Raw genomic sequence first — 26,438 nt, forward strand, 5'->3', positions numbered from 1 at the left:
ACAGCCCCTCTGCTCCGCCGCGAGCAGGGGGGTTCGTCTGTGGAGCTGCGGGCGAACATGATTGATCCCGGCGTACAGCGCACCGTGCTACCCGGCGGGCTGCGCGTGGTCACCGAGCATGTGCCCGGCGTGCGTTCGGCATCGATCGGCGTCTGGGTGGGCGTCGGTTCGCGCGACGAAGGTCCGACCGTCGCCGGTGCGGCCCACTTCCTCGAGCACCTGCTGTTCAAGGCGACGCCGACGCGCACCGCGCTCGACATCGCGCAGGCGATGGACGCGGTCGGCGGCGAGCTCAACGCGTTCACCGCGAAAGAGCAGACCTGCTACTACGCGCACGTGCTCGACGAGGATCTGCCGCTGGCCGTCGACATGGTCTCCGATGTGGTGCTCAACGGGCTGTGCCGCGCCGCCGACGTCGACGTGGAACGGCAGGTGGTGCTCGAGGAGATCGCCATGCGCGACGACGACCCGGAGGACGTGGTCGGCGACTCGTTCCTGTCCGCGCTGTTCGGCGATCATCCGATCGGTCGGCCGGTGATCGGCTCCATCGAATCCATCGAATCGATGCACGCGGCGCAGCTGCGCGGCTTCCACCTGCGGCGCTACCGGCCGGACCGGATGGTCGTCGCGGTCGCGGGCAACGTCGAACACGACCACACGGTGGAGCTGGTGCACCGGGCGTTCCAGAATCGGCTCGATCCGGCGGCGCAACCCGCCAAACGGCGGGAGGGCCGGTTCCGGCCGCAGAGCGATCCCGAATTGCAGTGGAGCCACCGCGACAGCGAGCAGGCGCATCTGGCGTTCGGGGTGCGCGCCTTCGGGCGGCACGAGGGCGAGCGGCGCTGGCCGCTCTCGGTGCTCAACACCGTGGTCGGCGGCGGACTGAGTTCCCGGTTGTTCCAACGCATCCGGGAGGAACGCGGGCTCGCCTACTCGGTGTACTCGAGTGTGGACACCTTCGCCGACACCGGCGCGTTCTCGGTGTACATCGGCTGCCAGCCGGAAAATCTCGGCAAGGTGGCTTCGTTGGCCCGCGGCGTGCTCGAAGAGGTTGCGGCGGACGGCATTTCCGATGCCGAGTGCGCCCGCGCCAAGGGGTCGTTGCGTGGTGGTCTGGTGCTGGGCCTGGAGGATTCGGCGTCCAGGATGAACCGCATCGGCCGCAGCGAGCTCAGCTACGGCAACCATCGCAGTGTGTCGGAAACGCTGGCCCGGATCGACGCGGTCACCACCGACGAGGTCTCGGCGATCGCGCGTACTCTGCTGGCCCGCCCCTTCGCGGCCTCGATCGCGGGCCCCTACAAGCGGACTCGGGAAATCCCCGCGGCCGTGCGGCGGCTGGTCGAAGGCTAGGGCGCTCGCGCCGGCGGGTCAGGCGCCGGCGCGGTTCGCGGCGTCGACGATCGAGGGGAGCAGGCCGGGGAGGGCGGCTTCGACGTCGGTGGCGCGCAGGCGCTGCCAGATCTGGCCCTCGACGATCACGCGCTCGATCACGCCTGCCTCGCGCAGGATCTTGAAATGGTGGGTCGCGGTCGATTTGTTGATCGCGTCGTAGAGCGAGTTGCAGCGCACCGGAGTGCCCGCGCCCGCATTGCTCAGTCGGCGCACCATCTCGAGCCGCACGGGGTCCTGCAATGCGGCGAGCACGGTCGGCAGCGGGGCTACCGGGGGGACATCGACCACCGTATCTTTAGCATCGGTCATGATCCACCTCACTTTGGGGTTTGATGATCGTCGTACCGGATGTATGGTCGAGCTCGGTTCGATCATCATCAAACCTACCCGATCGGAGTTTCGATGGCAGTGACGGTAGCGACACCCGAGACGAGCGAGCGGACCTCGCAGCGCTGGGCATACGCACTGGTCCTGGCCGCGAGCGGGGTGGCGCTCGGGGTGTCCGGCGTGCCCGCCCCGCTGTACGGCATGTATCAGCAGGAGTGGCATTTCTCGCCGCTGACGACGACCTTCGTCTTCGCGGTCTACGCGTTCGCGGCGCTGGCCGCGGTGCTGGTGTCCGGCAAGATCTCCGACGTGGTGGGCCGCAAGCCGGTCCTGCTCGGTGCGTTCGTGACGATGATCGCGGGACTCGCGGTGTTCTTGCTCGCCGACAACGTGGCGATGCTGCTGCTCGCGCGGGCGCTGCACGGGTTCGCGGTCGGCGCGACCGTGGTCGCCGGTGCGGCGGCGCTGCTCGATCTGCGGCCCAAGCACGGCGCGCGCTCGGGTCAGCTGAGCGGCGTGGCCTTCAATGTCGGGATGGCCGTGGCGATTCTGGGCTCGGCCCTGCTCGCCCAGTACGCCCCGCACCCGCTGCGCACGCCGTACGTGGCCATCACCTTCGTGTGCCTGCTCATCGGTATCGGCATCATCGCGCTGGAGGAGCCGCACACCGCCCGCATCGCCGGACGCATCCGGATCGCCAAACCGGCTGTGCCGCAAGAAATTCGCGGTGACTTCTGGTTCTCCGCACTCGGTGTGATGGCGGCCTGGTCGGTGCTGGGCGTGCTGCTGTCGCTGTACCCGTCGCTGGCCTCGGCCGAAACCGGCATCCACAACCTGGTTTTCGGCGGCGCGGTGGTCGCCTCGACCGCGGTGGCCGGGGCCACCTCGCAGTTGTTCGCGACCGCGATTCCCGCGCGGCGCGCGGCGATTCTCGGCGACACCGGCATGGCGATCGCGCTCGTGCTCACCGTGCCCGCGCTGCACACCGGTAACTGGATCGTGGTGCTGGCGGCCGGCGTGCTGCTCGGGGCGACGTTCGGCCTGGGCTTCGGCGGCTCGCTGCGGCACCTGTCCGAGGTTGTGCCGCAACACAAGCGGGGCGAAACCATGTCGGCGTACTACCTGCTCGCCTACACGGCGATGGCATTGCCGACCATTCTCGCCGGCTGGGCGGCCACCACATGGGGACTGAGCACCGTGTTCCCGTGGTTCGTCGGGGTCGTCGCGCTGGCCTGCCTGGCCGCGGCCGGCCTGGGCGTGCGGCGCAATCGCGCGACGGCTCGGCAGTCCGCGTAAGGGCGGATTGGCATTTTCCGCCGTCGATCGGCTAGAGTTCCATCTCGCATCACGGAGCGATCCGAGAGGCGAACGCGGATGTAGCGCAGCTGGTAGCGCATCACCTTGCCAAGGTGAGGGTCGCGGGTTCGAATCCCGTCATCCGCTCAATTCATTCGATGAGCCGCTGTTCCCGCCGCGGCACCGCGGCCGCGGTTTCCTCTTTCGTCAACAGCCCGGCCATGAATCCGAGCACGTCCGGGTCTTCGAGTGGTTTCCACTGCGGCGCAAGAAGTTTCATATAGCGCTCGACATACAGCAGCTGCTTGCCGACCAGCACCAATTCGCGCGGCAGCTTGGCCTCGTAGATCCTGGCCACCTCGGCGAGGCGGCGACCGAGCTGGGTATAGGACAGCGCGCCGAGATCGGACTTCTGCAAGGGGGCGGTGACCGACCGGATATCGCGGGCCGCGCGCTTGACATTGCCCGGGCGCCGGACCGCGCCCATCTCGAAAATGGTGCGGCCCGCCGCCTCGAAGTCGTTGTGCACCATCAGTTCCACCACGAGCCGGCGCAACAGCAGCCGGGTCCGGTCGTCGAAACGGCCGACGATGCCCCAATCCAGGAACACGACCTTGCCCGCCGCGTCGACCAGGACGTTGCCCGCGTGCAGATCGCCGTGGAACAGCCCGGCCCGGAACGCCGACTCCAGCAGCGAGAGCAGGATCGTCTTCAGCAACGCGGCGCCTTGGCACCCCGCGGCCCGCACGGCGGCGACATCGTCGATGCGGACCGCATCGACGTACTCCATCGTCAGCACCTTCGTGGTGCTGAGTTCCGGATACACCCGCGGCACCCGCACCTGAGCCGCGAACGGGGTGTTCGCAATGAATCGCGGCCACTCGGTCATCGCCGTGGCCTCGGTGTGGAAATCGATCTCGTCGTTGAGGTTGGCCGCGAAATCGGCCACGATATCGCGCGCGCCGAGCATGCGGCCGTACTCGGACAGCTCGAGCAGTTGCGCCGCGCGTTCCAGGATCTGCAGGTCCGCGGCGAGGCGGGCCTTGATGCCGGGCCGCTGGATCTTCACCACCACCTCGGTGCCCGAAGGCAGCGTCGCCCGGTGCACCTGCGCGATCGAGGCCGATGCGATCGGTGTGGGATCGAAATGCGCGAACAGCTGTGCGGGTGGCGCGCCCAGCTGCTCGGTGAGCAGCGTCCGGATCGCCGCCGGATCGGCCGGCGGCACCCGATCCAGCAGGGTGCGGAACTCGTTCGACAGCGTCTCCGGGAAGACTCCGGGGCTCGACGCGATGAGCTGACCGAGCTTGACGTAGGTGGGCCCCAGCGCGGCGAATCGGTTGCGCGCCTCGTGTGCCGCCCGATTCGCCAGCGGCCGCCCGTCGCGGCGGGTGAACAGCAGGCGTGCGCCGCCGCGGGTGGCCTGCCACAGGGTCGCGCCGACCCGCGCGGTCTCGGTGCCGATCGACACCGGCTGCAACCGAAGTGGCGTGGTGGCGCCCGATGGGGCCATCGATCCTCCGTCGTCGGTGCGCGCGCCCGGCCGCTCGCTCACGGCACGCGCGACTGCCTGCATACCCGAACCCAGAATAGGCGTTCGGGCGGTGATCGGAACGACCGGCGGATCGAGCGTGTCCGGGCGGGTCAGGCGAGCAGGCGGACCACTTCGCGGGCGCTGCCCCACGAGAGGCTGACACCCATGCCGTCGTGGCCGTAGTTGTGCACCACGCGGGCGCCGCCGAGCTGCTCCTCGTCGAGCCGGGCGGCGGTGCGGCCCGGGCGCAGGCCCACCTCGTGGCCGACCACTTCGGCGTCGGCCAGCCGCGCGTCGACCTCGATGGCGCGGCGCAGGATGCGTTCGTCCAGTTCGGGATCGGGGTCCAGACTCCAGCGGCCCGGATGCCGGGCGCCGCCGAGGATCAGGCGCTCGCCGTGCGGAAAGATGCCGGTCCACTCCGGTTCCTCGACGAACTCGACGTAGAAATCGGTGAGACCAGGGTTGCGCAGGATGACGTGCTGGCCGCGCACCGGCTGGACCTCGGCATCGCCGACGAGCTTGCCCGCGGCCACACCGGTGCAGTTCACCACGACGGGCGCGGCGGCGGTGGCCTCACCGAGCTCGCGCACGCGGCGCTGTTCGATCTCGATGCCCGCCGCGGACAGCCGATCGGTCAGGTAGTCCAGATAGCGCGGCAGGTCGATGAGCGGTGCGGTGCACCACAATCCCACCAGCATCCCCTCGGGCAGCTCGTCGGCCCGGCAGAACTCGGCCTCGCCGAGATCGTCCATCCAGTGCGGCGGTTCGGCCGACAGATTCGACACCTGGAGTCCGCGTTCGAAATGCACGCCCGACGCGGGTTCCTCGGCGAGCCGGGCGAGTTCGGCGAAGGAGACCCGGCTCCACGCCAGATCCCGCGGCGTGTGCCCCGGCCCCCACAGACCGCTCGCGACGGCGGAGGTGGTCTGCCGGGGCGGCAGCTCGGCCCACACCCGAACCCGATGGCCTGCCTCCGCCAGGCACACCGCCGTGGTCAATCCGATCACGCCCGCCCCGAGCACCAAAACATCATCAGCCATCTCGTGACGGTACCCACGAATACCCCTCGCGGACTTGAAAAGAACGGAATGGCGGCGTCAATGACTCTGTGCGGGATCAAGATTCGCAAGGCCGGGGCGGGCGCGGCGGACCACCGTTCAGTCGGTCGGCACCGCGGTTTCCTGGATGATCCGCCAGCGGTAGCGCGGGGGTGCGCCGTCGGTGGTGAGAACCGCGGTGCTGCGGCGGTCGGTGTGTTTGCCGTCGAAGTGATGGCGCTCCAAGAACCGGACCACGGTCACGCTGCCCTCGACGAGCAGCAGTTCCACATCGTCGATCTCGATGTCGAGACCGGGCCTGGAGTTCTTGGCGCGGCGCAATCCGGACAGCAATTCCGATTGGCTCACTCGAGCCCCGTCCAGGGTCACCATCGAGAACGAGTCGTGCTGGGTCGCCGCGAACTGCTCCAGCACCTCCTGGTCCGCATCGGTGCCCAGCCAGGCCGACAACAGCGCGTGTACGTGCTCGACCTCGGCGACCGGGTCGAGGGAATCGGAAGCAGACATAACGGCACCCTACTCGAGCAACCACACCGCAATGCCCCGGCACGCGGACCCGGTGGCAAGAGGACATGCTGGAATGAGTTGGGGCACTGTGCTAGCCGATCTTGTCCGGTAGTCGGCAGGCGGCAATCCGGCTACCATGCGCTAATGCGATGGGGGAGGTTGGGCGACCGACTGCACCGCGCGGCGTTACTGCTTGCGGTGTCGATGGCGGTCGTCGGCGGGCTCGCCATCGCGGCACTCACCTGGTGGTTGCTGTGGCTGGGCTTCGGCGCCACCGCCGAGCAGCCGAACCGGCTGGACCTCACCAAGATCGCGCTGGCGGTCGCGGCGGGTGTCGGCGGCGCCGTCGCGCTGGCGGTGGCCTACCGGCGCCAGCGCGACCTGGAGCGCGGCCGCTTCGCCGACATGTTCGGCGCCGCCGCGCGGCAGCTCGGGGACGCCGACGTGGCGGTCCGCATCGCCGGGGTCTACGCGATGGCCGGCGTCGCCGACGACTTCCGCGCGCCGAGCCGGCGCCAGCAGTGCGTCGATGTGCTGTGCGGTTACCTGCGGCTGCCCTACGACCCGGTCGCCGGGGCGAACCACCTTGTGTCGCAGGCGGAAACGGTGGACGAATCCGGGCTGAAGGTCGAGCGGGTCTATCAGTTCCGGCAGAACGATCGCGAAGTCCGCCGCACGATCGTCAAGGTGATCGCCGATCACCTGCGCCGCTCGGCCGAGATCTCCTGGTCGCACTGCGAGTTCACGTTCAATCGCGCCGTGCTCGAGCAAGCCGACTTTCGCGACGCCGTGTTCGCGGGACGGCACACCTCCTTCGCCGGGGCGCTGTTCACCGGGCGCACCACGTTCGAGCACGCCGTCTTCGCCGGTCCGCACGTCACGTTCCGGGATGCGCGGTTCCAGGACGGGCCGGTGCTGTTCGAGCGGGCGCAGTTCGGCTCGGTCCGCGGCGAGAAAGGGGAGCGCGCGAGTTACGGCACCACGTTCGACGGCGCGGACTTCGACTGTTCGGTGTCGTTCGAGCACGCGGTCTTCTTCGGCCCGCGCACCAGCTTCACCGGAATGCGCTGCACCGGGGCGCGAACCTCGTTCCAGGACACGAAGTTCCAGGCGGAGGTCACCGCGTTCGACCGCGCCACGCTCGATGGTCAGCACCTCGCGTTCACCGGGGCGGAACTGACGAGCGCCCGGATCACCTTCGCGGGCACCAACTTCGAGGCGGGCACGGTCGCCTTCGACGAGACCCGGATCGGGGCCCCGGCGCGCATGCGCAACCGGGGGACCCGGGAGACCGATTTCCGCCGCGCGGAATTCCACGGCACGACCACCTTCGCGGGCACCACGTTCGCGGGCCGCTCGGTGGACTTCACCGAGGGCGACTTCTTCGGCGACATCTCCTTCGTGGGCGCGCGGTTCAGCGCGGGCGAGGTGCGTTTCGATCGGCCCAAGGCCTGGGTCGGGATCCATTTCGACTGGGACGACATCCCGACCCGCAAACCGCAGAACGTGAAACCGAATCCGTGGCCGCCGGAGCCGCCCGACGAGTGAGCTCTACTCGGGGACGACCGCAGGGTAGGGGCGCAACGCGGGCCACGTCTGCGTGGTCAGCTTGCCCAGGGTGTATTTGGTGAGCAGGTCTTCGGCGATCTTTCGCGCGATGAGCTGGTACACCGCCTCGGTGGGGTGGGCCAGATCGCTGGTGGTGAGGAAGCGGCGGAACACCGGCTCGACCGGGTCGCGCTGCCCCAGATAGTGCACCGGAACGCCGTGCTCCTGAGCGAAACCCTTCAGATCGAACGCGTCCTGGTGCTCGGCGACGAACTTCATCCACGCGTTCATCCGGACCAGCGTGATGTTGTCCTTCTTCGCGCCGGGGCCGGGATCCTCGGCGGTCGAGGGCCAGTGCGTGGCGATGTAGTCGAGCTGATCGTTGAAGCGGACCGTGTTCGCCTCGAACTTGTCCACCTGCTTGCGCTTGCCGTCGGCGATCTGATCGAGGAAGCGGATCGAGATGGTCGGGCTCGGCAGATCGATGAGCAGGAAATGCTCCTGGTCGCGGTTGCCCGAGGCGTTGGCGATGCGGTCGACCAGCCCCTTGATCTCCTCGATGATGGGTGTGATGCCGGTGCCGTCCTTGTTCGACTCGAAGTAGCCGACCCGGTAGACCTCCCGCTCGCCCATCACCAGGCCCGCGCCGCGTTCGGCGGTGACGATGTCGTTCAAGCCGATCCAGATGATGTGCAGGGTGTGCCCGCGATAGTTCGCGCCCATCGCCCGGCGCGCCGCCAGGTACGCCTCGATCTCGTCCTTCAGATAACCCAGCGCACCGGCCTTGGGCTTCCAGTCCGAGGCGGCGATCGCCCCGCCTTCGGCGTAATTGGCATAGAACAGTGGCGGATTCGCGTTCGTGTCCGTCTTCAGCAGCATCGAGCGGGTGGTCAGGCTGCGGTGCGGCAGGGTCGCGCTTTCGGTCGCGTCCTTGTCACCGCGGACCAAGGGGTCCGCGCCGGTCCACTCGACCAGGAAGTCGGTCCAGTTCTTCCCGTCGCTGAAACGCCCGATCTCGTTGGTCCGCATCGCTTTCAGCGCACGGGCGAACAAACCGGTCGGCGCTTCGCGCTTGTTACCGACGTCCGACAGACTGTCGCCGAGCACGATCAAATTCTGCACCGCAGTTGGCATGGCAAACTCGCATATCGCAAATACAAAAAGGCGCAAGGCCTTCCGGACATGACGAGAATACGCAGTCGCCGGGTGCGGCACGCCGAACTCGAAAAACAAACCGGGACAGTCGAATTCGAGTGGAGTGATAGAAAAGAATAAAAATGGATAGTGTCCCGGGCCGGGGCGGCGCCCGTGCGGACGCCGCCCCGCGCCGCTAGCTCGGCCAGCCGCCGTAGGGCACCGTGATCAATTCCAGGAAGTGGCCGTTGGGGTCCAGGAAGTAGACGCCGCGACCACCGTCGTTGTGGTTGATCTCGTTGACCCCCTGTTGGCGGGGATCGGCCCAGTGCTCCAGTGTGTAACGCCGGATCTTGGCGTAGGCCGCGTCGAATTCGGCCTCGCTGATCAAGAAGGCATAGTGCTGGGGTGATATCTCGGTGACGTGCGGTGGCACATTCGCGAAATCGAACGTGACTCCGTTGTCCAGCGGCAGCGGGATGAACGGGCCCCATTCGGCGCCGAGTTCGGTACCCAGGATGTCTGCCCAGAATTCTGCGGTCACCCGGCTATCGCGGCAACCGACAATGGTGTGATTGAACTGTACTGACAGGGGATTGCTCCTTGTGTCGTGACGGTCCCGACCCCGGGCTCGGTACAAGGCGGCCAACGGGAGCACCGTCACGGTCGACGACGCTAGCAAACATCCGACGGATTTCGCCAGCATCCCGTGACACAGACCATGTTTCGGCTCTGGGGGCAGCGGTCAGGCCCGGGAGACGCAGCTCGGCGCGGCGTACGTGGCTCGGCTCGGCGGACGTGGCTCGGCGCGGCGGGCACCGCTCAGCGCGGCAGCCGCAATTCGGCGCGGTAGCCGCCGTCGGCGCACGGTCCGGCGGTGAAGCTGCCGCCGAGCAGTTCCGCCCGTTCGCCGAGGCCCACCAATCCGTGTCGGGAACTGGGCAGTCGCATCGCGGGCCGGGTGGGCCGGGAATTGGTGACGGTGACGCCGAGATGGTCGGCGCCGTGCCACAGCCGCACCGCGGCGGTCGCGCCGGGCGCGTGTTTGCGGACGTTGGTCAGCGCTTCCTGCACCGTCCGATAGATCGTGCGCTGCGCGGGCGCGCCGAGGTCGGCCGGCAGATCACCGCTGAATTCGACCTGAATACCGCTGGAGTCGAGCAGCTTTCGCAGATCGGCCAGGGTCGGCTGCGGGGTCAGCTCGGTGCCCTGGCCGCCCGCGGCGCGCAGCAGGGTGACCATGTGGCGCAGCTCGTCGAGGGTGTCCACGCTGAGCCTGCGAATGGTGCGCGCGGTCTCGGCCGCGGCCGGGTCGGTGGTCGCGACCTGTAATGCGCCCGCGCTCACGGCGATCAGGCTCACCTGGTGCGCGACGACATCGTGCATTTCCCGGCCGATCTGCGCGCGTTCGCGGGCCAGCACGGCTTGGGCGTGCAGCAGGCGTTCATGGTCGCGGGCCGCCTCGATCTCGGAGAGCCGGGTGGACAACTCGCGGCGGGTCCGCATCAATTGGCCGAGCAGCACCGGAGCGCCGGCCCAGGCCAGGGAATAGACGAGCGAGACGAGGGTGTCCGGCGTGCGGTAGTCGTCCGAGCCCGGCCAGGGAAACGCCGCGGCGACGGCGGTGGCGAGCGCGGCGCACGTCAGCAGCGCGCGGTTCCTGGTGCGGTCGGCCAGCGTGTACAGGGCGATCGCGGGCGCGGCCAGCACGGCGAGCAGCAGGCTCGCGGGCAAGGTCAGCAGGAAGGCCACCAGTGGAAAGCGTCTGCGCAGCAGCAGGCCCGCGCACGCGATACCGCCGGCGATGCGCGCGCTGACGGTGCCGTCGTCACCGTCGACGTACACGTCGGCCGCGGCGACGACGACCAGCGCGAGGTCGACCAGCCAGGGGTTGATCCGGTTCACGGCAGTAGTCCGGCGCGCTGGGCGAGCAGCGCCGCTTGCACCCGGCTGCTCACGCGCAGTTTGGTGAAGATCGCGCTGACATGGTCTTTCACCGTGCCGACGCTTAGATGGATCTGCTGCCCGATCTCGGCGTTGGACAGTCCCGCGGCCAGTTCGACGAGCACCGCGCGTTCGCGTTCGGTCAGCCGCTCGACGCGCGCGGCCTCGGCGTCGAACTCGGCGGTGGTGGCCGGTTCGGCATTACGCAACAGCGCCGCGGACGCCTTCGGCGACAGCACGACACCGCCGGCGGCGAGCGTGCGCGTCAGTTGGGCGAGTTGCTCCGGCTCGGTATCCTTGAGCACGAAACCTGCTGCGCCCGAACGCAATGCGGAAAGGATGTATTCGTCGGTGTCGAAGGTGGTCAGCATCGCCACCACGGGAGCCTCGGGCAGCGCGCGCAGCAGGCGCAGCACCGCGAGCCCGTCGACGTCGGGCATCCTGATATCGAGCAGCACCACGTCGGGCCGTTCCCGCTCGACCGCCGCCACCGCCTCCGAACCGGTCGCCGTGGCCACCACCTCGATATCGGCCGCGGCGTTCAGGATCAGCTCGAATCCGGAGCGCACCAGCGCCTCGTCGTCGACGACCACCACCCGAATCATTCGCTCATACCCTTTTCGCCGTCGTTGCCCGCTCCCTGTCGAGCCTAGATCTGCCCTGTTCACCGGGCTGCGCACGACCCCGGCGGACAGCCGGACGGCGGGGGTGGACCAGCCGATCGGCGCAGCGGCGCGGCCGACGGGCGGACCGGCTCCGGACCTGCGCCGGATACCCGCCGCGCGGTCCGTCGCCGAGGCTGAAGAACATGGCACACCATGGTGTTCCGGCCGCGTCGGTCGCGACCGGACCGGAGCGTGCGGCAGGTGGTCGGCGGGACGGGGTCGCGGCGGTGACGGTGCAGCGGGGGTGGACCGGGATGACGCCGGCTGAGGTGGCGCGGGTCGAACCCGCGGACGGCGCGACGGCCCGTGCGGCCGGACGGCTGATCGGGGTCGATCTCGCTCGCGGGATCGCGGTGCTCGGCATGTTCGCGGCTCACCTCGGGCCGACACCCGACCACGGCGGGGTCGTCGGGTTCGTCATGGAGCTGGCGCACGGGCGGTCCTCCGCGCTGTTCGCGTTCCTCGCCGGATTCTCGATCGTGCTGATCACCGGGCGGCGGGTGCCCAAGACCGGGCGCGACGGCCGCCAGGCGGTGGTGAAAGTCCTGATCCGGGCGGGCATCCTGCTGGTGGTCGGCACCGGGCTGACCGCGCTCGGCACGCCGGTCGAGGTGATTCTGGCCTACTACGGGTTGTATTTCGTGCTGGCGCTGCCGCTGTCGCGGCTGCGCGCCATGACGCTGGCGGTGCTCGCCGCGCTGAGCGCGCTCGTGTTGCCGCAGATCTGGTTCCTGGTGACCGATGCACCGCCCGGCTGGTTCGACGCCGTCGACGGCCACGATCCGCTCGCGTGGGCCAGCGGTCGCGGCGACGCGGTCGGCAGCCCCGGCGGGCTGATCGGCCTGCTGTTCACCGGCAGCTATCCGGCGCTGACCTGGCTGCCGTTCGTGCTCGCGGGCATGGCGGTGGCGCGACTAGACCTGTCCGACAGGGTGATTCGGCTCCGGGTGCTGGCGGTCGGGATCGCGCTCGCGGTACTGGGTTACGGCGGCTCCGCGGTGGCGTTGCGGGTGGTACCCGGTACGGTGCCGTCGGCCGGGCTGATGGATGCGCCGTGGTGGTCCGATCTGGCCGAGGAACAGCCCGGCTGGCGGGAGCAACTGGTCGCGGTGCCGCACAGCGAGACGACGCTGTCGATCGTCGCGAACACCGGTGTGGCCATCGCGGTCCTGATCGCCGGTGTGCTGGCGTGTGCTCGGTCCGGCTGGTTCCGCCGGGTGAGCGCGCCGCTGATCGCGGTCGGCACCATGTCGTTGACCGCGTATGTGTTCCATATCGTCGCCGTGGCGATCCTCGGCATCGACACGCTCCCCGCGGACAGTCTTCCGGTGCTGCTCGGCCTCAGCGCGATCATCCTGATGTTCGCCTACTGCTGGACCCGCTTCTTCGCCCGCGGCCCGCTCGAATGGTTGCTGCACCGGGCCACCGCCGTGGCCGGGCGGGTCCGGTGATCGTCCGACGGGGTCTGTGCCAGGGACAGTGCGGGCGGTAGCGTCGGCGGAATGAAGATTCGTGGGGCGGTCCTGGAGCAGATCGCGGCGCCCGTGCCGTTTGCCGAATCGACGCCGATCCGGGTGAGTGAGCTGGAACTCGGCGCGCCCGGTCCGGGTGAGCTGCTGGTTCGGATCGAGGCGGCCGGGCTGTGCCATTCGGACCTGTCCGTGGTGGACGGCAACCGGGTGCGCCCGGTGCCCATGTTGCTCGGGCACGAGGCGGCAGGCCGGGTCGAGGCGATCGGACCGGGGGAGAGCGACCTCGCGCTCGGACAGCGCGTGGTGATGACCTTCCTGCCGCGGTGCGGCGAGTGCGCGGGCTGCGCGACCGACGGGCGCACGCCGTGCGTGCCCGGCAGCGTCGCCAACAACGCGGGCGAACTGCTCGGCGGTGGCCGGCGGCTGCACCGCGACGGTGCGGAGGTACACCACCATCTGGGCGTGTCCGCCTTCGCCACGCACGCCGTGGTGGATCGCCGATCGGTGGTTCCCGTGGCCGACGACGTGCCGCCCGAGGTGGCCGCCGTGCTCGGCTGTGCGGTGCTGACCGGCGGTGGCGCGCTGCTCAATTCGGCGAAGCCGGGGCCCGGCGACCGGATCATGGTGGTCGGGCTCGGCGGTGTCGGCATGGCCGCGGTGCTCGTCGCGGTATCGCTCGCGGCCGCCGGGCACGAGGTGATCGCCGTCGACACGGTGCCGGAAAAGCTGAGCCTGGCCACGGAATTGGGTGCCACCGCGGCGTACACCCCGGGGCAGGTGGCCGAACTCGGCGTGCAGGCGGAGATCGTCGTGGAGGCCGCGGGCAATATCCGCGCCTTCGAAACCGCGGTCGCCGCAACGGCTCCCGGCGGTACCACGGTCACCGTCGGGCTGCCCGCGCCCGACGCGCGCGCCACCATCTCGCCGCTCGCCCTGGTCGCGCAGGGTCGGTCGATCGTCGGCAGCTACCTCGGCTCCGCCGTGCCCGCCCGCGACATCCCGGCCTACGTCGACATGTGGCGCGCGGGCAGGCTACCGGTCGAGCGGCTGGTCTCCGCGCATATCGGGCTCGACGAGATCAACCGTGCCATGGACGAATTGGCCGCGGGCCACGCGCTGCGCCAGGTGATCGTCTTCGACTGAGCGCAGCACTGCGCCGGACCTCGAGTTCCGGGTGCGCCCGGCGTTGTCAGCCCTCCAGCGCGTCCACGAAACGGCTCAGCAGGCGAGCGAATTCGGCGCGCTCGGCGGCGGTCCAGTCGGCCATGGCCGCGGCCATCGCCGACCGCCTGCCCGCCTCGGCGACGGCGATGGCGCGGTCGCCGTCGGCGGTGAGCCGCAGGACCGAGCGGCGACCGTCTCGCTGATCGGCGGTCCGTTCCAGTAGTCCGAGGGAAACCGCCTGTGCGACAAGGCGGCTCGCGCGCGGTTGATCGACGCCCAACGCGGCGGCCAGCATGGTCACCGTGCGACTCGGGTCGGCGGCGACCGCGTCCAGCGCCCGGAACACGGCGACGGGGATGGGGGAGTCGCGACCGAGCGCGCCCCGGGTCTGCCTGCGCCGGATCCGGACCATCGCCGCCGCCACGGCCGCGGTGACCTCGTCCTGCTCTGTCATCGCTGCTCCCTCGTCCGCTCTTTCGTCACTCGGATTTGCATGTAATCTTACATGCAGTTGCACTTATGCATGCTTGGAGGAGTCATGGCTGTACAGCGCCGGATCGGGTGCTGGCTCGTCGAACTCGATCGCCTGATCAACGAGCGATTCGACGAGGACCTCGCCGCGGGCGGATTGAGTCGCAGGCACTGGCAGATCCTGCATTCGCTGGCCGACGGGCCGCAGCCGGCGGCGGAGGTGCGGGCCGCGCTCGACGCGTTCCTGGCCGACGAAGCGGCGTGGGACGAGGAGGTCGCGGCCCTGGTGGCGGACGGCTCGGTCGTCGCCGAGGCGGGCACGCTTGCGCTGACCGATGCGGGACGAAACATGCACGCGCAGGCCTGGATTCGGATCCGGGCGCGACGCCGCGCGATGACCGAGGGGGTCAGCGACGAGCAGTTCGCCGACACGCTGTGGGTGCTGCAGAAGATGGCCGCCAATATGTCTGGCGCTGCGCCCGAGCGGCGCGTAGCCTTGGATTGACCAGAGTAGTCATAATAGTCGAAACGGGGATCGGATGACTCGGAAGCGGCCGCAGCGCCCGGACATCGTGTGGCCGCTCGCCGACGCGAAGGCTCGACTGTCCGAGTTGATCGACACCGTAGAGCGGGAGGGGCCGCAAGTGATCAGCAAGCACGGACGTGAAGTCGCGGTAGTCGTGCCCATCGACGAATGGGACCAGAAGACAAGCCGGAAGGGCAGTCTCGCGGAGTTCTTCGCCGATTCGCCGCTGCGTAATTCCGGTCTAGAGATCGAACGTATCCGGTCGGAACTGCGCGACATCGACCTGTGAAAAACTACGTTCTCGACACCTGTGCCGTGTCGGAATGGATGAAGCCGCAACCGGATCCGGGCCTCATCCGTTGGTTGCACACAGCGGATGAGGACCGGCTCCACCTCAGCGTCATCACCCTGGGGGAGATTCGGAAGGGCATCGAAAAGCTACCGGATTCGCCCAAGCGGCAGCGGCTGGTGGAGTGGTTGACGGAGTCGTTGCTCACCCGCTTCGGGCGGCGCATCTTGCCGGTCGATGCGGTGGTGGCCCAAGCCTGGGGACGCCTGGCGGCCAGGCTCGAGCAAGGTGGGACGTCCGTTGAATCGGCGGATGTGTTGATCGCGGCAACTGCGGAGTCGCACGGCTTCACGGTTGTCACTCGTAATGTGAAGCATTTCGAGCCGACCGGCGTTCCGCTGGTCTGCCCATGGGGTGAATAGTCAAGTGCGGCTGAGGAACTCGGTCACCAAGGCGATGTAGTCGGCGGTGCGGCTGATCGCCAGGGAGTGGCCGCCCTCGGCGAACGTGCGGTATTCGGAGCCCGGATGTAGCTCGCGTAGGCGATCGGTGTGGGTGGTGGTGATCAGCGGATCGTCGTCCGCACGGAAGATCAGCGTCGGCCCCGACCAGGCAGGGCCGCGCAGGAGATCGTCGACCTGCTCGGCGAGTTCCAGGAGCAGCCCATACGAATTCGCGGAGCCGACACTGCCGTGCACATCGGACGCGCGCAGCACCTGATCGATCCAGAACTCGGCCTCGTCGGAATCCTTCCAGGTGGCGCGCAACGCGGTCTGGATCGCCTCGCGGGTTTCCGGCCACGGCGTCGCCAACGTGACCTCGATCCGCGCCCGCAGCCGGTCCACATCCTCGGAGCCGTACAAACCCGTGCTCGAGAACGTCAGTGATCGGACGCGCTCCGGAACCCGGCGCGACAGCAGCTCGGCGTACATGCCACCCGCGGACTGTCCCACCACATGCGCCCGCTCGATGCCCTCCGCGTCGAGCACCGCCACCAATCCGTCGACCAGCTCGGCGCACGAGGAGATACTCGACGGATAGTCGGGCGCGATCGTCCGGAACCGTGGCGTCAGCGCGAGCGCCACATCCAGCCAGCCGATACCGATCCCGGCACCGCCGGTGAGCAGCAGTACCGGATCGCCCGCACCGCCCGCGTAATAGTGCCAATCATGGTGTCCGACAGTCGACTTCCGGCTGTCGTGTGCGTCGAGAAATGCTGCTGCCCGGGCCTGAATCGAAGTCACCCTGGTGACCGTAGGGCAGAAAACGGACAGGCGCAATTATGCGCATGTAGCAATGTAAATCACAGAGGTCAGCGAACCGACGCGGCGACCAGGTCGATAGGCTGACACCGACAACGAGGACTGAGGAGATGTGGTGACCATTCGGGTCGGAGTGCTGGGAGCGCGCGGCAAAGTCGGACAGGCCATCTGTGCGGCCGTGGCAGCGGCCGACGACCTGGAGCTGGTCGCGGCCGTCGACAAGGACGACGCGCTCGACACCTTCACCGCGGCGAACACGCAGGTGGTCGTCGACTTCACGCACCCCGACGTGGTGATGGACAATCTGAAGTTCCTGGTGGGCAACGGCATCCACGCGGTGGTCGGCACCACCGGCTTCGACGCGGCCCGGCTCGACGAGGTGCGCGGCTGGCTCGCCGACCGGCCCGAGACCGGCGTGCTGATCGCCCCGAACTTCGCCATCGGCGCCGTGCTGTCCATGCGCTTCGCCGAACAGGCCGCGCGGTTCTTCGACTCCGTCGAGGTGATCGAGTTGCATCACCCGAACAAGGCCGACGCGCCGTCCGGCACCGCCTACCGCACCGCCGGGTTGATCGCCGCGGCCCGCGACAAGGCGGGCGTGGGCCGCAGTCCCGACGCCACCAGCACCGAGCTCGACGGCGCGCGCGGCGCCGACGTCGACGGCGTGCGGGTGCACTCGGTGCGCCTCGCCGGACTCGTCGCCCACCAGGAGGTGCTGTTCGGCACCCAGGGCGAGACCCTCACCATCCGGCACGACTCCATCGACCGCTCGTCCTTCGCGCCGGGCGTGCTGCTCGGGGTCCGGGAGATCGCCGGTCGTCCCGGACTGACCGTCGGCCTCGACCCCTTCCTCGACCTGTGAATACGCACGCGCTGGGCGCGGCGGTGTCCCGGTGAACGCCGCGGCCGCCGAGGGCGACAAGCAGAACCGCGACGTGGTCAAGGTCGTCGCGTTCCTCGCGGTCCTGGTCGTCGTCCTCGTCTTCTATTTCGTGCTGCTCGGCCGAATCGCGTTCAGCCTCATCGCCTCCGGCGAGATCGCCGCGATCCTCATCGGGGTCGGCGTGCTGATCCTGCCGCTGGTCGGGGTCTGGATCGTCACCGCGACCGTGCGGGCCGCGCTGGCCCACCAGCACCTGGCCCGGCGCATGCACGACGAGGGCCGGGAACTCGACATCAGCGAGCTGCCGCGCCGGCCCTCCGGCCGGATCGAACGCGCCGCCGCCGACGAGCTGTTCAACCAGGTCAAAGCGGAATGGGAAGCCGATCCCGACAACTGGCGGGTGTCGTATCGGCTGGCCCGCGCCTACGACTACGCGGGAGACCGCGGGCGGGCCCGCGACACCATGCGCCGCGCCGTCGCGCTGGAACGACTCGAACGCGAACAGCGGGCATAGCCCCCGGACGCGGATAGGCTCGTCGGGTGCCGCAGTTGCTGATCGTTCATCACACACCTTCCCCGCACATGCAGGCGATGTTCGAGGCGGTGGTGTCGGGCGCGACCGACCCGGAGATCGAAGGGGTCGAGGTGGTGCGCCGGGCCGCATTGGGGGTGACCGCTTCGGATGTACTCGCGGCGGACGGCTATCTGCTCGGCAGTCCGGCGAACCTCGGATATATGTCGGGCGCACTGAAACACGCCTTCGACACGTTCTATTATCCGTGCCTGGATTCCACCGGCGGCAGGCCGTTCGGTTTCTATCTGCACGGCAACGAAGGCACCGAAGGCGCCGAACGCGGCGTGACGAGTATCACCACCGGACTCGGCTGGACGCTTGCTGCCGCACCCGTAATCGTCTCTGGGCCACCGGGAAAGGACGACCTCCAGCGGTGCTGGGAACTGGGTGCGACCATTGCCGCCCAGCTTATGGACGTATGACAGATTTTTTCTCCGAAGTAGCTGGCGATGACAATACCTGCCGGTAGTCGACGCGAATGCGGCCCCGATTTCTAGTGTCTGACCATTCCGAGCGCGGGACCTGCATACTGACAGAACGTTGTCGCGGTGGGGATGTGAACGAGTTTGCTCGGGAATGGAGAATTTCAGGTGACGTTGGCCGAAGGGGGCGAAAACGTGTCGCGCCGGATCGGAGTGGTCGAAGACCACGAATCAGTCGCGATCGGGCTGGCCGCCATGCTGGCGCCGGAACCCGATCTCGATTTGGTGCTGACCGCCGGTACGGTGCCGGAACTGCTGGCCGCCGCGCAGAACTTGCCGCAACTCGACCTGGTCATGCTCGACCTACGACTGGCCGACGGGTCGAACCCCGAGGACAACGTGCGCACCCTGCGCGACCGCCTCGGGATCGAGGTGCTGATCTTCACCGGCGCCGACAACGCGTTCCTGGTGCGTTCCGCGGCCCGGGCCGGCGTGCTCGGCGTGGTGCGCAAGTCCGAGGACGTGCAGACCGTGGTCGCGGCCGTGCGCCGCGCGGCCTCGGGCGAACAGGTGGTGACCACCGACTGGGCCGCCGCCATCGACGGTGACCCGCAACTGTCCGATCTGCGCCTGAGTCCGCGACAGCAAGAGGTGCTCACGCTCTACGCGTCGGGTGAGAAAGCCTCCCGCGTCGCGCGGCTGACCGGCCTGTCCGAGCAGACGGTCAACGACTACCTCGGTCGCATTCGGCAGAAGTACGCCGACGCGGGACGTCCGGCGCCGACCAAGACCGACCTGTACAAGCGGGCGGTGGAGGACGGGTGGCTACCGGTGCCCGAGCGGAATTCGCGCACATGACGGTGTCCAGCATGCTGGACACCTCGACGAACTCCCGCTCTGTCTCGCTCGGCCGTTCCGGCCCGAGCCGTTGGCGCCGTGGCATCGTGGCGGCGGCCAAACAGAGTGCGTACGAGGGCGCGTCCGACCGCATCCTGCGGCGCTTCGGCTTGGCGATCGGCATCGCGGGCGTGATCGTCGCGTTGGTGGAGCTGCCGGAGATCGCCGGGCAGAGCCGGTTTCTCGATGCCGGCTGGACCATCGTCACGATGGTGCTCGCGTTCGGGCTGTTCCCGGTGCTCGCCGTGGTGTCGATCAGCCTGAGCAGACAGATGATTCAGCTGGTCGCCGGTGCGGCCGCGGTGAGCTTCCTCGCGGCGCTCGTGGTGATTCCGCTCTCGTATCCGCACCCCGCGCCGGACGTGAGTTCGGTGTGGTTGTACCGGGTGCTCGCGCTCGGCGTGCTCGCGGCCGTGCTCGCCTGGCGGCCGCTGCCCGCCGTCACGTATCTGGTGGTCGGCTCCGCGGTGGCGTCGCTGTCGAACGGGCTGGTGGTGCCGCACACCACGCCGCTGGTGTGGGCGGGTGACTTCGTCCGCGCGGCGGGACTGTGCGCGCTGTTCCTGTGGTGCGCGATCTACGCCAAGGCGGCGGCCGACCGGGTGGATCGGGAGTCGGCGATCGAGAGCAGGCGCGCGGCCGCCGTCGCAGGCGCCGCGGCGCGCGATCGGGAACGCGCCCGCTTCGCCGCGCTGATCCACGATGCGGTGCTCTCGACGCTGCTCGACGCGTCCCGCGCGGGCACCGATTCGCCGGTGCTGCGCAGGCAGGCCGAGCAGACCCTCGAACAGCTCGACGAATGCCGAGTCGGCGAGGCGGAACCGAATCGGCTGGACGCGCAGTCGGCCACCGGCTTCCTGCGCTCGGCCGTGCACGAGGTGAACGCGGGCATCCGCTTCACCGCGCGGCGCTGGTCCGGCTTCGACGATCTGCGGCTGCCGGTCGACGCCGCGGGTACCATCGCCGCCGCGCTCACCGAGGCGGTGCGCAACAGCCTGCGGCACGCCACCGTGGCGGGCCGCGAGGTGCAGCGCACGGTGACGGTGACCATCAGCGCGGGCGGCATCCGGGTCGTATTCCGCGACGACGGAGCGGGTTTCGACATGAGCCAGGTGCCGGCCGACCGGCTCGGCATCTCGGTGAGCATCCTGGGCCGGATGCGCCAGCTCGCCGGTGGCGCGGGTTTCGTGGAATCGCAGCCGGGTGAGGGCACCACGGTGACCCTGGTGTGGGGCAGCGATGGCTGACACCGACGCCGAATTCGGCCTGCGCGATCTGCTCGGGCTGCGGGATCCGGCGGCGGGGCTGTTCCTGCTGATCCTGCAGGCCACCATCGTGCTGTACATGGTGCGCAATTTCAGTGAGTCGCCGCTGATTCCGGCGGCCGCGGCGCTGGCGTTGCTCGCTGCGGCGGGCGTGCTGGTGCTGGTGATTCCGGTGGATCCGCTGCCGTGGCCGGCGACCGTGTTCGTGGCGGCGTCCGGTCCGCTGGCGACCTTGCTCACCTCGTTCGAGGTGGAGCAGAACTGGTCCAAGCAGGTGTGGACGGCGTTCGCGTCGTCCTATGTGCTGGCGGTGCTGGTGCTGCGCGGCAGGCTCGGCGCGGCCTGGCTCGGAGTCGGCGGTGTCGCGGTCGTGATCGCGACCGTCGGTGTGCTCAACGGGGTGCGCGGCGGGGTGATCGCCGGGGCGATCGTGCCCATCGCGACGGTGGCGGGGGTGTCGCTGTTCGCGCTGATCATGCGGCCCACCCAGCGTTCGCTGCGGCTGTTGCGCGAGGAATCGACGATGCGCGCCGCCGCCGAGGCGACGATGGCCGCCGAGAACGGCGAACGCGACCGCCAGCTGGCCCGGCTCGACAAGGTCGCCCGTCCGATCCTGGAGCGCATCGCCGACGGCGTCGAACTCACCGCCGCCGAACGCGAACAGTGCAGGCTGCTGGAAGCCGAACTGCGCGACGGGCTGCGCGCCCCGCAACTGGTCACCGACGAGCTCAGCAGTGCCGCGCGCGGCGCGCGTTCACGCGGGGTCGAGGTGGTGCTGCTCGACGACGGCGGTTTCGCCGGGGTGCCGCGCTGGGTCCGGCAACAGGTGATCGAAGCCGCGACAAAGGAATTGGACGCCGCCAACGCGGGATCGGTCACGGTGCGCGTGCTGCCGATGGGCCGGCGCATTCTCGCCACCATCCTCGCCAACGCCCCCGAACAGGACCGTCGCACCGAGATCGACGCCGCGGGCAGCATCACGGTCTCCACCTAGCACCTCGAGACCGGCTGCCCGGCGACGTTGTCGGTGGGGCATGGCATTGTTCGGGTATGCGGAAGATCAGTGCGGGGGCGGCTCGGCGGATCGCGCTGGGCGCGCAGGGTTTCGCGGCGCGCAAGCCCGCTCGGGCCACCCGCCGCGCGGTGCTCGGGGTGCTGGACAAAACGCAAGTGCTGCAACTTGATTCGGTGTCGGCGGTGGTGCGCGCGCACTATGCGCCGGTGTTCAGCCGGATCGGCGCCTACGACCGTTCGCTGCTCGACGAGGCGGCTTGGCGCGACAGCGCGCGACGGCCGCGGCGCCTGGTGGAGTACTGGGCGCACGAGGCGGCGCTGATCCCGGTCGAGGACTGGCCGCTGATGCGCTGGCGGATGGCGCAATTCGCGCGCGGCCGCTGGGCGGGCGTGCGCCAGGTGGTCGACCGCAACCCCACGCTCGGGCGCGACATCCTGGACGTGATCCGCGAGGTCGGCGCGTGTACGGCGGGCGAGGTCGAGCGGCACCTCGAACTCGACAAGCCCCGGGCCAAGGGCTCCTGGTGGAATCTCAGCGACACCAAGATGATCTGCGAGCAGTTGTTCGCGGCGGGGGAGTTGTCGGTGGGCAAGCGCGTCGCCTTCGCCCGGCACTACGACCTGACCGAGCGGGTGATCCCGCCGGATGTGCTGGCGCGCAACGTCGCCGAGGAAGACGCGATTCGCGAGCTGGTACTGCGCGCGGCCACCGCGCACGGCATCGGCACCGAGACCGACCTCCGCGATTACTACCGGTTGCACCGCAAGCAGACCGAGCCGGCCATCGCCGCCCTGATCGACGCGGGCGAACTCGCCGAGGTCGCGGTGGAAGGCTGGGACAAGCCCGGCTACCTGCGGGCCGGCACCCCGATGCCGCGCCGGATCGAAGGGGCGGCGCTGCTGTGCCCGTTCGATCCGCTGATCTTCTTCCGCCCGCGCACCGAGCGGCTCTTCGATTTCCACTATCGGATCGAGATCTACACTCCGGAACCCAAACGGGTACACGGCTATTACGTCTTCCCGTTCCTGTTGAACGGTGAGCTGGTCGGCCGGGTCGATCTGCGCGCCGAACGCGCGGCCGGGCGGCTGTCCGTCCCGGCCGCCTTCGCCGAGCCCGGCCACGACACCCCGGCGACCGCGTTCGCGCTCACCGAGGCGTTGCGCGAGATGGCCGACTGGCTCGAGCTCGACAAGGTGGTCGTCGGCGATCGCGGCAATCTCGCGCCGCTGCTCTAGCGGGCAGGCTCAGGAGTCGCGCTTGGGCCCGTACCCGCGCATCTGGTCGCGCAGCGCGCCGGAAACCGCGCTGGACAGCCAGGAATTGAGCGACTGACCGCTCTGCGCGGCCGCCTCCTCCGCGCGGGACTTCATCTGTTCGACGAGGCGCAGCGTGACCCGGCTGATATCGCCGGTCATCTCCTCGAAGGTCGGATGGTCGTCGGCGGAAGACGTCTTGCGCAGGTCGACCTTGGCGTCGGTGCCGTCGAAGGACAGGTGCACGCTGCGATCGCCCAGTTCGGTGCTGATCTCGGCGGCGAGGTCGGACAGCGCGGCAAGCAACACCAGCCGGGCCGAACTCTCGGTCGCCGCGGCCAACGCCGCCGCGGTGGCCTGGGTCTTCTCGTCGCCGAGGGCGGCGGCCGCGATCAGGTCCGTGCGCAGGCGAGCGGTGTACTTGTTCAGATCCATGACATCAGTGTGACGTCATATTTGGTGTCCGGCAAGGGCGGGAATGACATCACTCTGACGGAATGGGAGCGGGATCACCCGACTGGCCGGTCCGTTCGGAGACGACGGTGTCGAGGGCGTTATGCCGACCGGGTAGCCTTTCTGACCATGACGAACGGTAATTCGACGCAAAGCGAGCTGAGTGCGTCCGGCACAGTTGGTGTCGCGATGGTGACTCCCTTCAGTGCCGACGGCAAGCTCGACGTCGATGCCGGAGTCGCCCTTGCGTCACACCTGATCGATCGTGGAGTCGATCTGCTCGCGATCTCCGGGACCACGGGCGAATCACCGACCACCACCGAATCGGAGAAGGCGGATCTGCTGCGCGCCGTCGTCGACGCGGTCGGCACGCGCGCCACCGTGATCGCGGGCGCGGGCACCTACGACACCGCCCACTCGATCGAGCTGGCGCGTAACGCGCAACGGGCCGGCGCACACGGCCTGCTCGTGGTCACGCCCTATTACTCGCGTCCCTCGCAGGAGGGTTTGCTCGCACATTTCACCGCGGTCGCCGATGCCACCGACCTGCCGGTCACCCTGTACGACATTCCGCCGCGCTCGGTGGTGCCGATCGCCACGGACACCCTGCGCCGCCTGGCCGAGCATCCGCGGATCGTCGCGGTGAAGGACGCCAAGGGCGATATCAACGCGGGTGCCGACCTGATCGCGAACACCGGTCTGGCCTTCTACTCCGGCGACGACACGCTGAACCTGCCCTGGCTCTCGGTCGGTGCGACCGGATTCATCAGCGTCATCGGGCATCTGGTGCCCGAGCGGCTGCGCGAGCTGCTGACCGCCTACACCACCGGTGACGTGGTGCGCGCCCGCGATATCAACGCGAGCCTGGTGCCGTTGAACGCCGCGATGTTCCGCCTGGGCGGTGTCGCGATGAGCAAGGCGGGTCTGCACCTGCTCGGCATCGAGGTGGGTGAGCCACGGTTACCGCAATTGATGCCGTCACCGGAACAACTCGAGGTCCTGGCCGCTGATCTGCGGGTGGCGGGGGTGCTCGCATGAGTGAACCGCTAGCTCGTCGTCCGCGTCGTACTGCCAGCCGGGCCGCCGGCGCGCCCGCGCCGGTGCCGCCGCCCGCGCCGGTCGAAAAGCCTGCCGCGGCACCGGAAGTCACCGAGGTGGTCGAGGTGACCGAGGTGGTCTCCGAGAAGTCGGTGCGCACCGGCGACGCCGAGCGGACCGAGCGCTCGGCCGCCGTGCAGGCGACGCAGTCGAAGAAGTCCGCGCCGCCGAAGAAGGCGGCGCGCGCCGAGACACCGCAGAACCAGCAGGCCAAGAAGTCCGGTCGCGGTCGTCAGCAGTCCGGTCGCGGTCGCGGCGAGCAGTCGGCGCCGCAGCAGGACCCGCGGGCCGTCACGCCCGCGCACGATCGGCTCGGCACGCCGCCGAAGCTGCCGAAGAACGGCCTGCGCGTCTTCGCGCTGGGCGGGATCGGCGAAATCGGCCGGAACATGACCGTTTTCGAGTACGGCGGCAAGCTGCTCATCGTCGACTGCGGTGTGCTGTTCCCCGAGGATCAGCAGCCGGGTGTCGACCTGATCCTGCCCGATTTCCGGCCCATCGAGCATCGAATGGCCGATGTGGTGGCCGTGGTGCTCACGCACGGCCACGAGGATCACATCGGCGCGGTGCCGTTCCTGCTGCGGCTGCGCTCCGATATCCCGGTGGTCGGCTCCAAGTTCACCCTCGCGCTGGTCGCGGCCAAGTGCCGGGAGCACCGGCAGCAGCCGAAGCTGGTCGAGGTGGTCGAGGGCCAGCACACCGATCACGGACCGTTCGCCTGCGAGTTCTTCGCCGTGAACCACTCCATCCCGGACGCGCTGGCCGTCGCCATCCGCACTCCGGCGGGTGTGGCGCTGCACACCGGCGACATCAAGCTCGACCAGCTGCCGCTCGACGGCAGGCTCACCGACCTGGCCGGTTTCTCCCGGCTCGGGGACGAGGGCGTCGACCTGTTCCTGGTGGACTCCACCAATGCCGAGGTGCCCGGCTTCGTGACGCCGGAACGCGAGATCGGCGGCGTGCTCGACACGGTGATCGGCAAGGCGCGCAACCGGGTGATCGTCGCGTCCTTCGCCAGCCACGTGCACCGCATCCAGCAGGTGGTCGATGTCGCGCAGAAGTACGGCAGGCGGGTGTGTTTCGTCGGCCGCTCGATGGTCCGCAACATGCAGATCGCGCAGGATCTGGGCTATCTGACCGTGCCCGACAACATCGTCGTGGAGCTCGATCAGGCCGCGACGCTGCCCGGTGACCGGCTGGTGCTGATCTCGACCGGTTCGCAGGGCGAGCCGCTCTCGGCGCTGTCCCGGATGGCGCGCGGCGATCACCGGCAGATCAACATCCGCCAGGACGACCTGGTGGTGCTGGCCTCCTCGCTCATCCCGGGCAACGAGAACTCGGTGTTCGCCGTGGTCAACGGCCTGGCCAGGCTGGGCGCCACGGTGATCACGCAGCAGAACGCCAAGGTGCACGTGTCCGGGCACGCCTCCGCGGGTGAGCTGCTCTACCTGTACAACGCGGTGCGCCCGACGAACGCCATGCCGGTGCACGGCGAGTGGCGGCATCTGCGCGCCAACGCCGCGCTCGCCATCGCGACCGGCGTGCCGGAGGATCGGGTCATGCTCGCCGAGGACGGCGTAGTCGTGGACCTGGTCGACGGCATCGCGAGCATTGTCGGGCGGGTACCGGTCGGGCACGTGTACGTCGACGGTCTGTCGGTCGGCGATGTCGGCGAGTCGACGCTGTCGGATCGTCTGGTGCTCGGCGAGGGCGGGTTCATCTCGATCACCGTCGCGATCGACGAGACCACCGGCAAGGCGGTCAGCCCGCCCGAACTCAGTGGCCGCGGCTTCTCCGACGACCCGACGGCCCTGTCGGACGCGGCCCAACTCGTCGAGGCCGAGCTGCTGCGCCTGGCGACCGAGGGCGTCACCGATACGCATCGCATCGCGCAGAGTGTGCGGCGCGTGGTCGGCCGCTGGGTGGCCGACACCTACCGCCGCCGCCCGATGATCGTGCCGACCGTCATCGGCGTCTGACCCG

28 protein-coding genes and 1 tRNA gene are annotated in these 26,438 nt (G+C 69.2%); 18 read left to right on the forward strand and 11 right to left on the reverse strand.

All coding sequences use genetic code 11. The features are described 5' to 3' along the window. Window positions 1-57: 57 nt before the first annotated feature. On the forward strand, window positions 58-1,353 hold the full coding sequence (locus NVU01S_RS17440; RefSeq protein WP_052280379.1) for a M16 family metallopeptidase: 1,296 nt from the start codon (window positions 58-60) through the stop codon (window positions 1,351-1,353). A gap of 18 nt (window positions 1,354-1,371) precedes the next feature. On the opposite strand, the gene NVU01S_RS17445 is transcribed toward NVU01S_RS17440, so the two are convergent. Next, on the reverse strand, window positions 1,372-1,704 hold the full coding sequence (locus NVU01S_RS17445) for an ArsR/SmtB family transcription factor (RefSeq protein WP_043666995.1): 333 nt from the start codon (window positions 1,702-1,704) through the stop codon (window positions 1,372-1,374). Window positions 1,705-1,797: 93 nt separating this feature from the next. Here NVU01S_RS17445 and NVU01S_RS17450 point away from each other — a divergent pair, with 93 nt between their 5' ends. Further along, entirely contained in the window at window positions 1,798-3,018 is a 1,221-nt protein-coding gene (locus tag NVU01S_RS17450) for an MFS transporter (protein ID WP_043666992.1), read from the forward strand. A 74-nt stretch (window positions 3,019-3,092) separates the two neighbouring features. Continuing rightward, window positions 3,093-3,165: transfer RNA gene (locus NVU01S_RS17455), tRNA-Gly, on the forward strand. A gap of 4 nt (window positions 3,166-3,169) precedes the next feature. Here NVU01S_RS17455 and NVU01S_RS17460 read toward each other — a convergent pair. From NVU01S_RS17460 to NVU01S_RS17470, 3 genes are all read right to left on the reverse strand, one after another. Continuing rightward, a complete protein-coding gene (locus NVU01S_RS17460) occupies window positions 3,170-4,531 on the reverse strand; it encodes an ABC1 kinase family protein (RefSeq protein ID WP_052280378.1) in 1,362 nt (453 codons plus the stop codon). Between the two features lie 131 nt (window positions 4,532-4,662). Then, the gene (locus NVU01S_RS17465; RefSeq protein WP_043666991.1) at window positions 4,663-5,595 is read right to left on the reverse strand and encodes an NAD(P)/FAD-dependent oxidoreductase; all 933 of its coding nucleotides are present in this window, start codon (window positions 5,593-5,595) and stop codon (window positions 4,663-4,665) included. A 117-nt stretch (window positions 5,596-5,712) separates the two neighbouring features. Then, a complete protein-coding gene (locus NVU01S_RS17470; protein ID WP_043666990.1) occupies window positions 5,713-6,120 on the reverse strand; it encodes a hypothetical protein in 408 nt (135 codons plus the stop codon). A gap of 144 nt (window positions 6,121-6,264) precedes the next feature. On the opposite strand from NVU01S_RS17470, the gene NVU01S_RS17475 reads away from it, so the two are divergent. Next, window positions 6,265-7,668: a pentapeptide repeat-containing protein gene (locus NVU01S_RS17475; protein WP_244467162.1), complete on the forward strand. Its 1,404-nt coding sequence runs from the start codon at window positions 6,265-6,267 to the stop codon at window positions 7,666-7,668. Between the two features lie 3 nt (window positions 7,669-7,671). Here NVU01S_RS17475 and NVU01S_RS17480 read toward each other — a convergent pair whose 3' ends face one another. The 4 genes from NVU01S_RS17480 to NVU01S_RS17495 all read right to left on the reverse strand — a co-directional run bounded on the left by NVU01S_RS17480 (window position 7,672) and on the right by NVU01S_RS17495 (window position 11,351). Further along, window positions 7,672-8,802, reverse strand: coding sequence for an SGNH/GDSL hydrolase family protein (locus NVU01S_RS17480; protein WP_156161489.1), 1,131 nt, complete (start codon window positions 8,800-8,802; stop codon window positions 7,672-7,674). A gap of 196 nt (window positions 8,803-8,998) precedes the next feature. Continuing rightward, entirely contained in the window at window positions 8,999-9,394 is a 396-nt protein-coding gene (locus NVU01S_RS17485) for a VOC family protein (protein ID WP_043667325.1), read from the reverse strand. A 230-nt stretch (window positions 9,395-9,624) separates the two neighbouring features. Continuing rightward, a complete protein-coding gene (locus tag NVU01S_RS17490) occupies window positions 9,625-10,707 on the reverse strand; it encodes a sensor histidine kinase (protein ID WP_043666987.1) in 1,083 nt (360 codons plus the stop codon). Continuing rightward, on the reverse strand, window positions 10,704-11,351 hold the full coding sequence (locus NVU01S_RS17495) for a response regulator (protein WP_043666984.1): 648 nt from the start codon (window positions 11,349-11,351) through the stop codon (window positions 10,704-10,706). The genes NVU01S_RS17490 and NVU01S_RS17495 overlap by 4 nt, the downstream gene beginning before the upstream one ends. Before the next feature lie 203 nt (window positions 11,352-11,554). On the opposite strand from NVU01S_RS17495, the gene NVU01S_RS17500 reads away from it, so the two are divergent. Further along, window positions 11,555-12,862: a DUF418 domain-containing protein gene (locus NVU01S_RS17500; RefSeq protein WP_043666983.1), complete on the forward strand. Its 1,308-nt coding sequence runs from the start codon at window positions 11,555-11,557 to the stop codon at window positions 12,860-12,862. A gap of 51 nt (window positions 12,863-12,913) precedes the next feature. Next, window positions 12,914-14,026 carry an alcohol dehydrogenase catalytic domain-containing protein gene (locus tag NVU01S_RS17505; RefSeq protein WP_043666981.1) on the forward strand — a complete coding sequence of 371 codons (1,113 nt, stop codon included), beginning with the start codon at window positions 12,914-12,916 and terminating at the stop codon, window positions 14,024-14,026. Between the two features lie 46 nt (window positions 14,027-14,072). On the opposite strand, the gene NVU01S_RS17510 is transcribed toward NVU01S_RS17505, so the two are convergent. Beyond that, complete coding sequence (locus NVU01S_RS17510; protein ID WP_043666979.1) at window positions 14,073-14,501, reverse strand: MarR family winged helix-turn-helix transcriptional regulator; 429 nt, start codon at window positions 14,499-14,501, stop codon at window positions 14,073-14,075. An 84-nt stretch (window positions 14,502-14,585) separates the two neighbouring features. On the opposite strand from NVU01S_RS17510, the gene NVU01S_RS17515 reads away from it, so the two are divergent. Genes NVU01S_RS17515 through NVU01S_RS17525 form a run of 3 tightly spaced genes read left to right on the forward strand, consistent with a single transcriptional unit; the run spans window position 14,586 to window position 15,755 of the window. After that, on the forward strand, window positions 14,586-15,023 hold the full coding sequence (locus NVU01S_RS17515) for a winged helix DNA-binding protein (protein ID WP_043666977.1): 438 nt from the start codon (window positions 14,586-14,588) through the stop codon (window positions 15,021-15,023). A 34-nt stretch (window positions 15,024-15,057) separates the two neighbouring features. Beyond that, the gene (locus NVU01S_RS17520; protein ID WP_014986871.1) at window positions 15,058-15,333 is read left to right on the forward strand and encodes a type II toxin-antitoxin system Phd/YefM family antitoxin; all 276 of its coding nucleotides are present in this window, start codon (window positions 15,058-15,060) and stop codon (window positions 15,331-15,333) included. Beyond that, window positions 15,330-15,755, forward strand: a complete 426-nt coding sequence (locus NVU01S_RS17525; RefSeq protein WP_043666974.1) for a type II toxin-antitoxin system VapC family toxin — start codon at window positions 15,330-15,332, stop codon at window positions 15,753-15,755. The genes NVU01S_RS17520 and NVU01S_RS17525 overlap by 4 nt, the downstream gene beginning before the upstream one ends. Here the strand turns inward: NVU01S_RS17525 and NVU01S_RS17530 are convergent, their stop codons facing one another. Further along, window positions 15,756-16,577, reverse strand: coding sequence for an alpha/beta fold hydrolase (locus NVU01S_RS17530; protein WP_052280362.1), 822 nt, complete (start codon window positions 16,575-16,577; stop codon window positions 15,756-15,758). Between the two features lie 133 nt (window positions 16,578-16,710). On the opposite strand from NVU01S_RS17530, the gene dapB reads away from it, so the two are divergent. The 7 genes from dapB (at window position 16,711) to NVU01S_RS17565 (ending at window position 22,886) form a co-directional block, all read left to right on the forward strand. Next, window positions 16,711-17,457 (forward strand): 4-hydroxy-tetrahydrodipicolinate reductase, encoded by a 747-nt coding sequence (gene dapB / locus NVU01S_RS17535; RefSeq protein ID WP_043667319.1) that lies wholly within the window; start codon window positions 16,711-16,713, stop codon window positions 17,455-17,457. A gap of 31 nt (window positions 17,458-17,488) precedes the next feature. Next, window positions 17,489-17,992 (forward strand): hypothetical protein, encoded by a 504-nt coding sequence (locus NVU01S_RS17540; RefSeq protein ID WP_052280361.1) that lies wholly within the window; start codon window positions 17,489-17,491, stop codon window positions 17,990-17,992. A gap of 26 nt (window positions 17,993-18,018) precedes the next feature. After that, the gene (locus NVU01S_RS17545; protein ID WP_043666971.1) at window positions 18,019-18,474 is read left to right on the forward strand and encodes a flavodoxin family protein; all 456 of its coding nucleotides are present in this window, start codon (window positions 18,019-18,021) and stop codon (window positions 18,472-18,474) included. A 168-nt stretch (window positions 18,475-18,642) separates the two neighbouring features. After that, complete coding sequence (locus tag NVU01S_RS17550) at window positions 18,643-19,332, forward strand: response regulator transcription factor (protein WP_014986865.1); 690 nt, start codon at window positions 18,643-18,645, stop codon at window positions 19,330-19,332. Next, a complete protein-coding gene (locus tag NVU01S_RS17555; protein WP_244467161.1) occupies window positions 19,296-20,618 on the forward strand; it encodes an ATP-binding protein in 1,323 nt (440 codons plus the stop codon). The genes NVU01S_RS17550 and NVU01S_RS17555 overlap by 37 nt, the downstream gene beginning before the upstream one ends. After that, on the forward strand, window positions 20,611-21,630 hold the full coding sequence (locus NVU01S_RS17560; protein ID WP_043666966.1) for a DUF8320 family protein: 1,020 nt from the start codon (window positions 20,611-20,613) through the stop codon (window positions 21,628-21,630). Before NVU01S_RS17555 ends, NVU01S_RS17560 begins: the two co-directional genes overlap by 8 nt. Window positions 21,631-21,686: 56 nt before the next feature. After that, window positions 21,687-22,886, forward strand: a complete 1,200-nt coding sequence (locus tag NVU01S_RS17565; RefSeq protein ID WP_043666963.1) for a winged helix-turn-helix domain-containing protein — start codon at window positions 21,687-21,689, stop codon at window positions 22,884-22,886. Between the two features lie 9 nt (window positions 22,887-22,895). On the opposite strand, the gene NVU01S_RS17570 is transcribed toward NVU01S_RS17565, so the two are convergent. After that, window positions 22,896-23,339, reverse strand: a complete 444-nt coding sequence (locus tag NVU01S_RS17570) for a hypothetical protein (RefSeq protein ID WP_043666960.1) — start codon at window positions 23,337-23,339, stop codon at window positions 22,896-22,898. Window positions 23,340-23,486: 147 nt separating this feature from the next. Here NVU01S_RS17570 and dapA point away from each other — a divergent pair, with 147 nt between their 5' ends. After that, on the forward strand, window positions 23,487-24,395 hold the full coding sequence (gene dapA, locus NVU01S_RS17575; RefSeq protein ID WP_043666957.1) for a 4-hydroxy-tetrahydrodipicolinate synthase: 909 nt from the start codon (window positions 23,487-23,489) through the stop codon (window positions 24,393-24,395). Next, entirely contained in the window at window positions 24,392-26,434 is a 2,043-nt protein-coding gene (locus NVU01S_RS17580; protein WP_043666956.1) for a ribonuclease J, read from the forward strand. The genes dapA and NVU01S_RS17580 overlap by 4 nt, the downstream gene beginning before the upstream one ends. Window positions 26,435-26,438 lie beyond the last annotated feature (4 nt).

It is taken from the genome of Nocardia vulneris (assembly GCF_001613425.1).
Lineage (GTDB): Bacteria > Actinomycetota > Actinomycetes > Mycobacteriales > Mycobacteriaceae > Nocardia > Nocardia vulneris.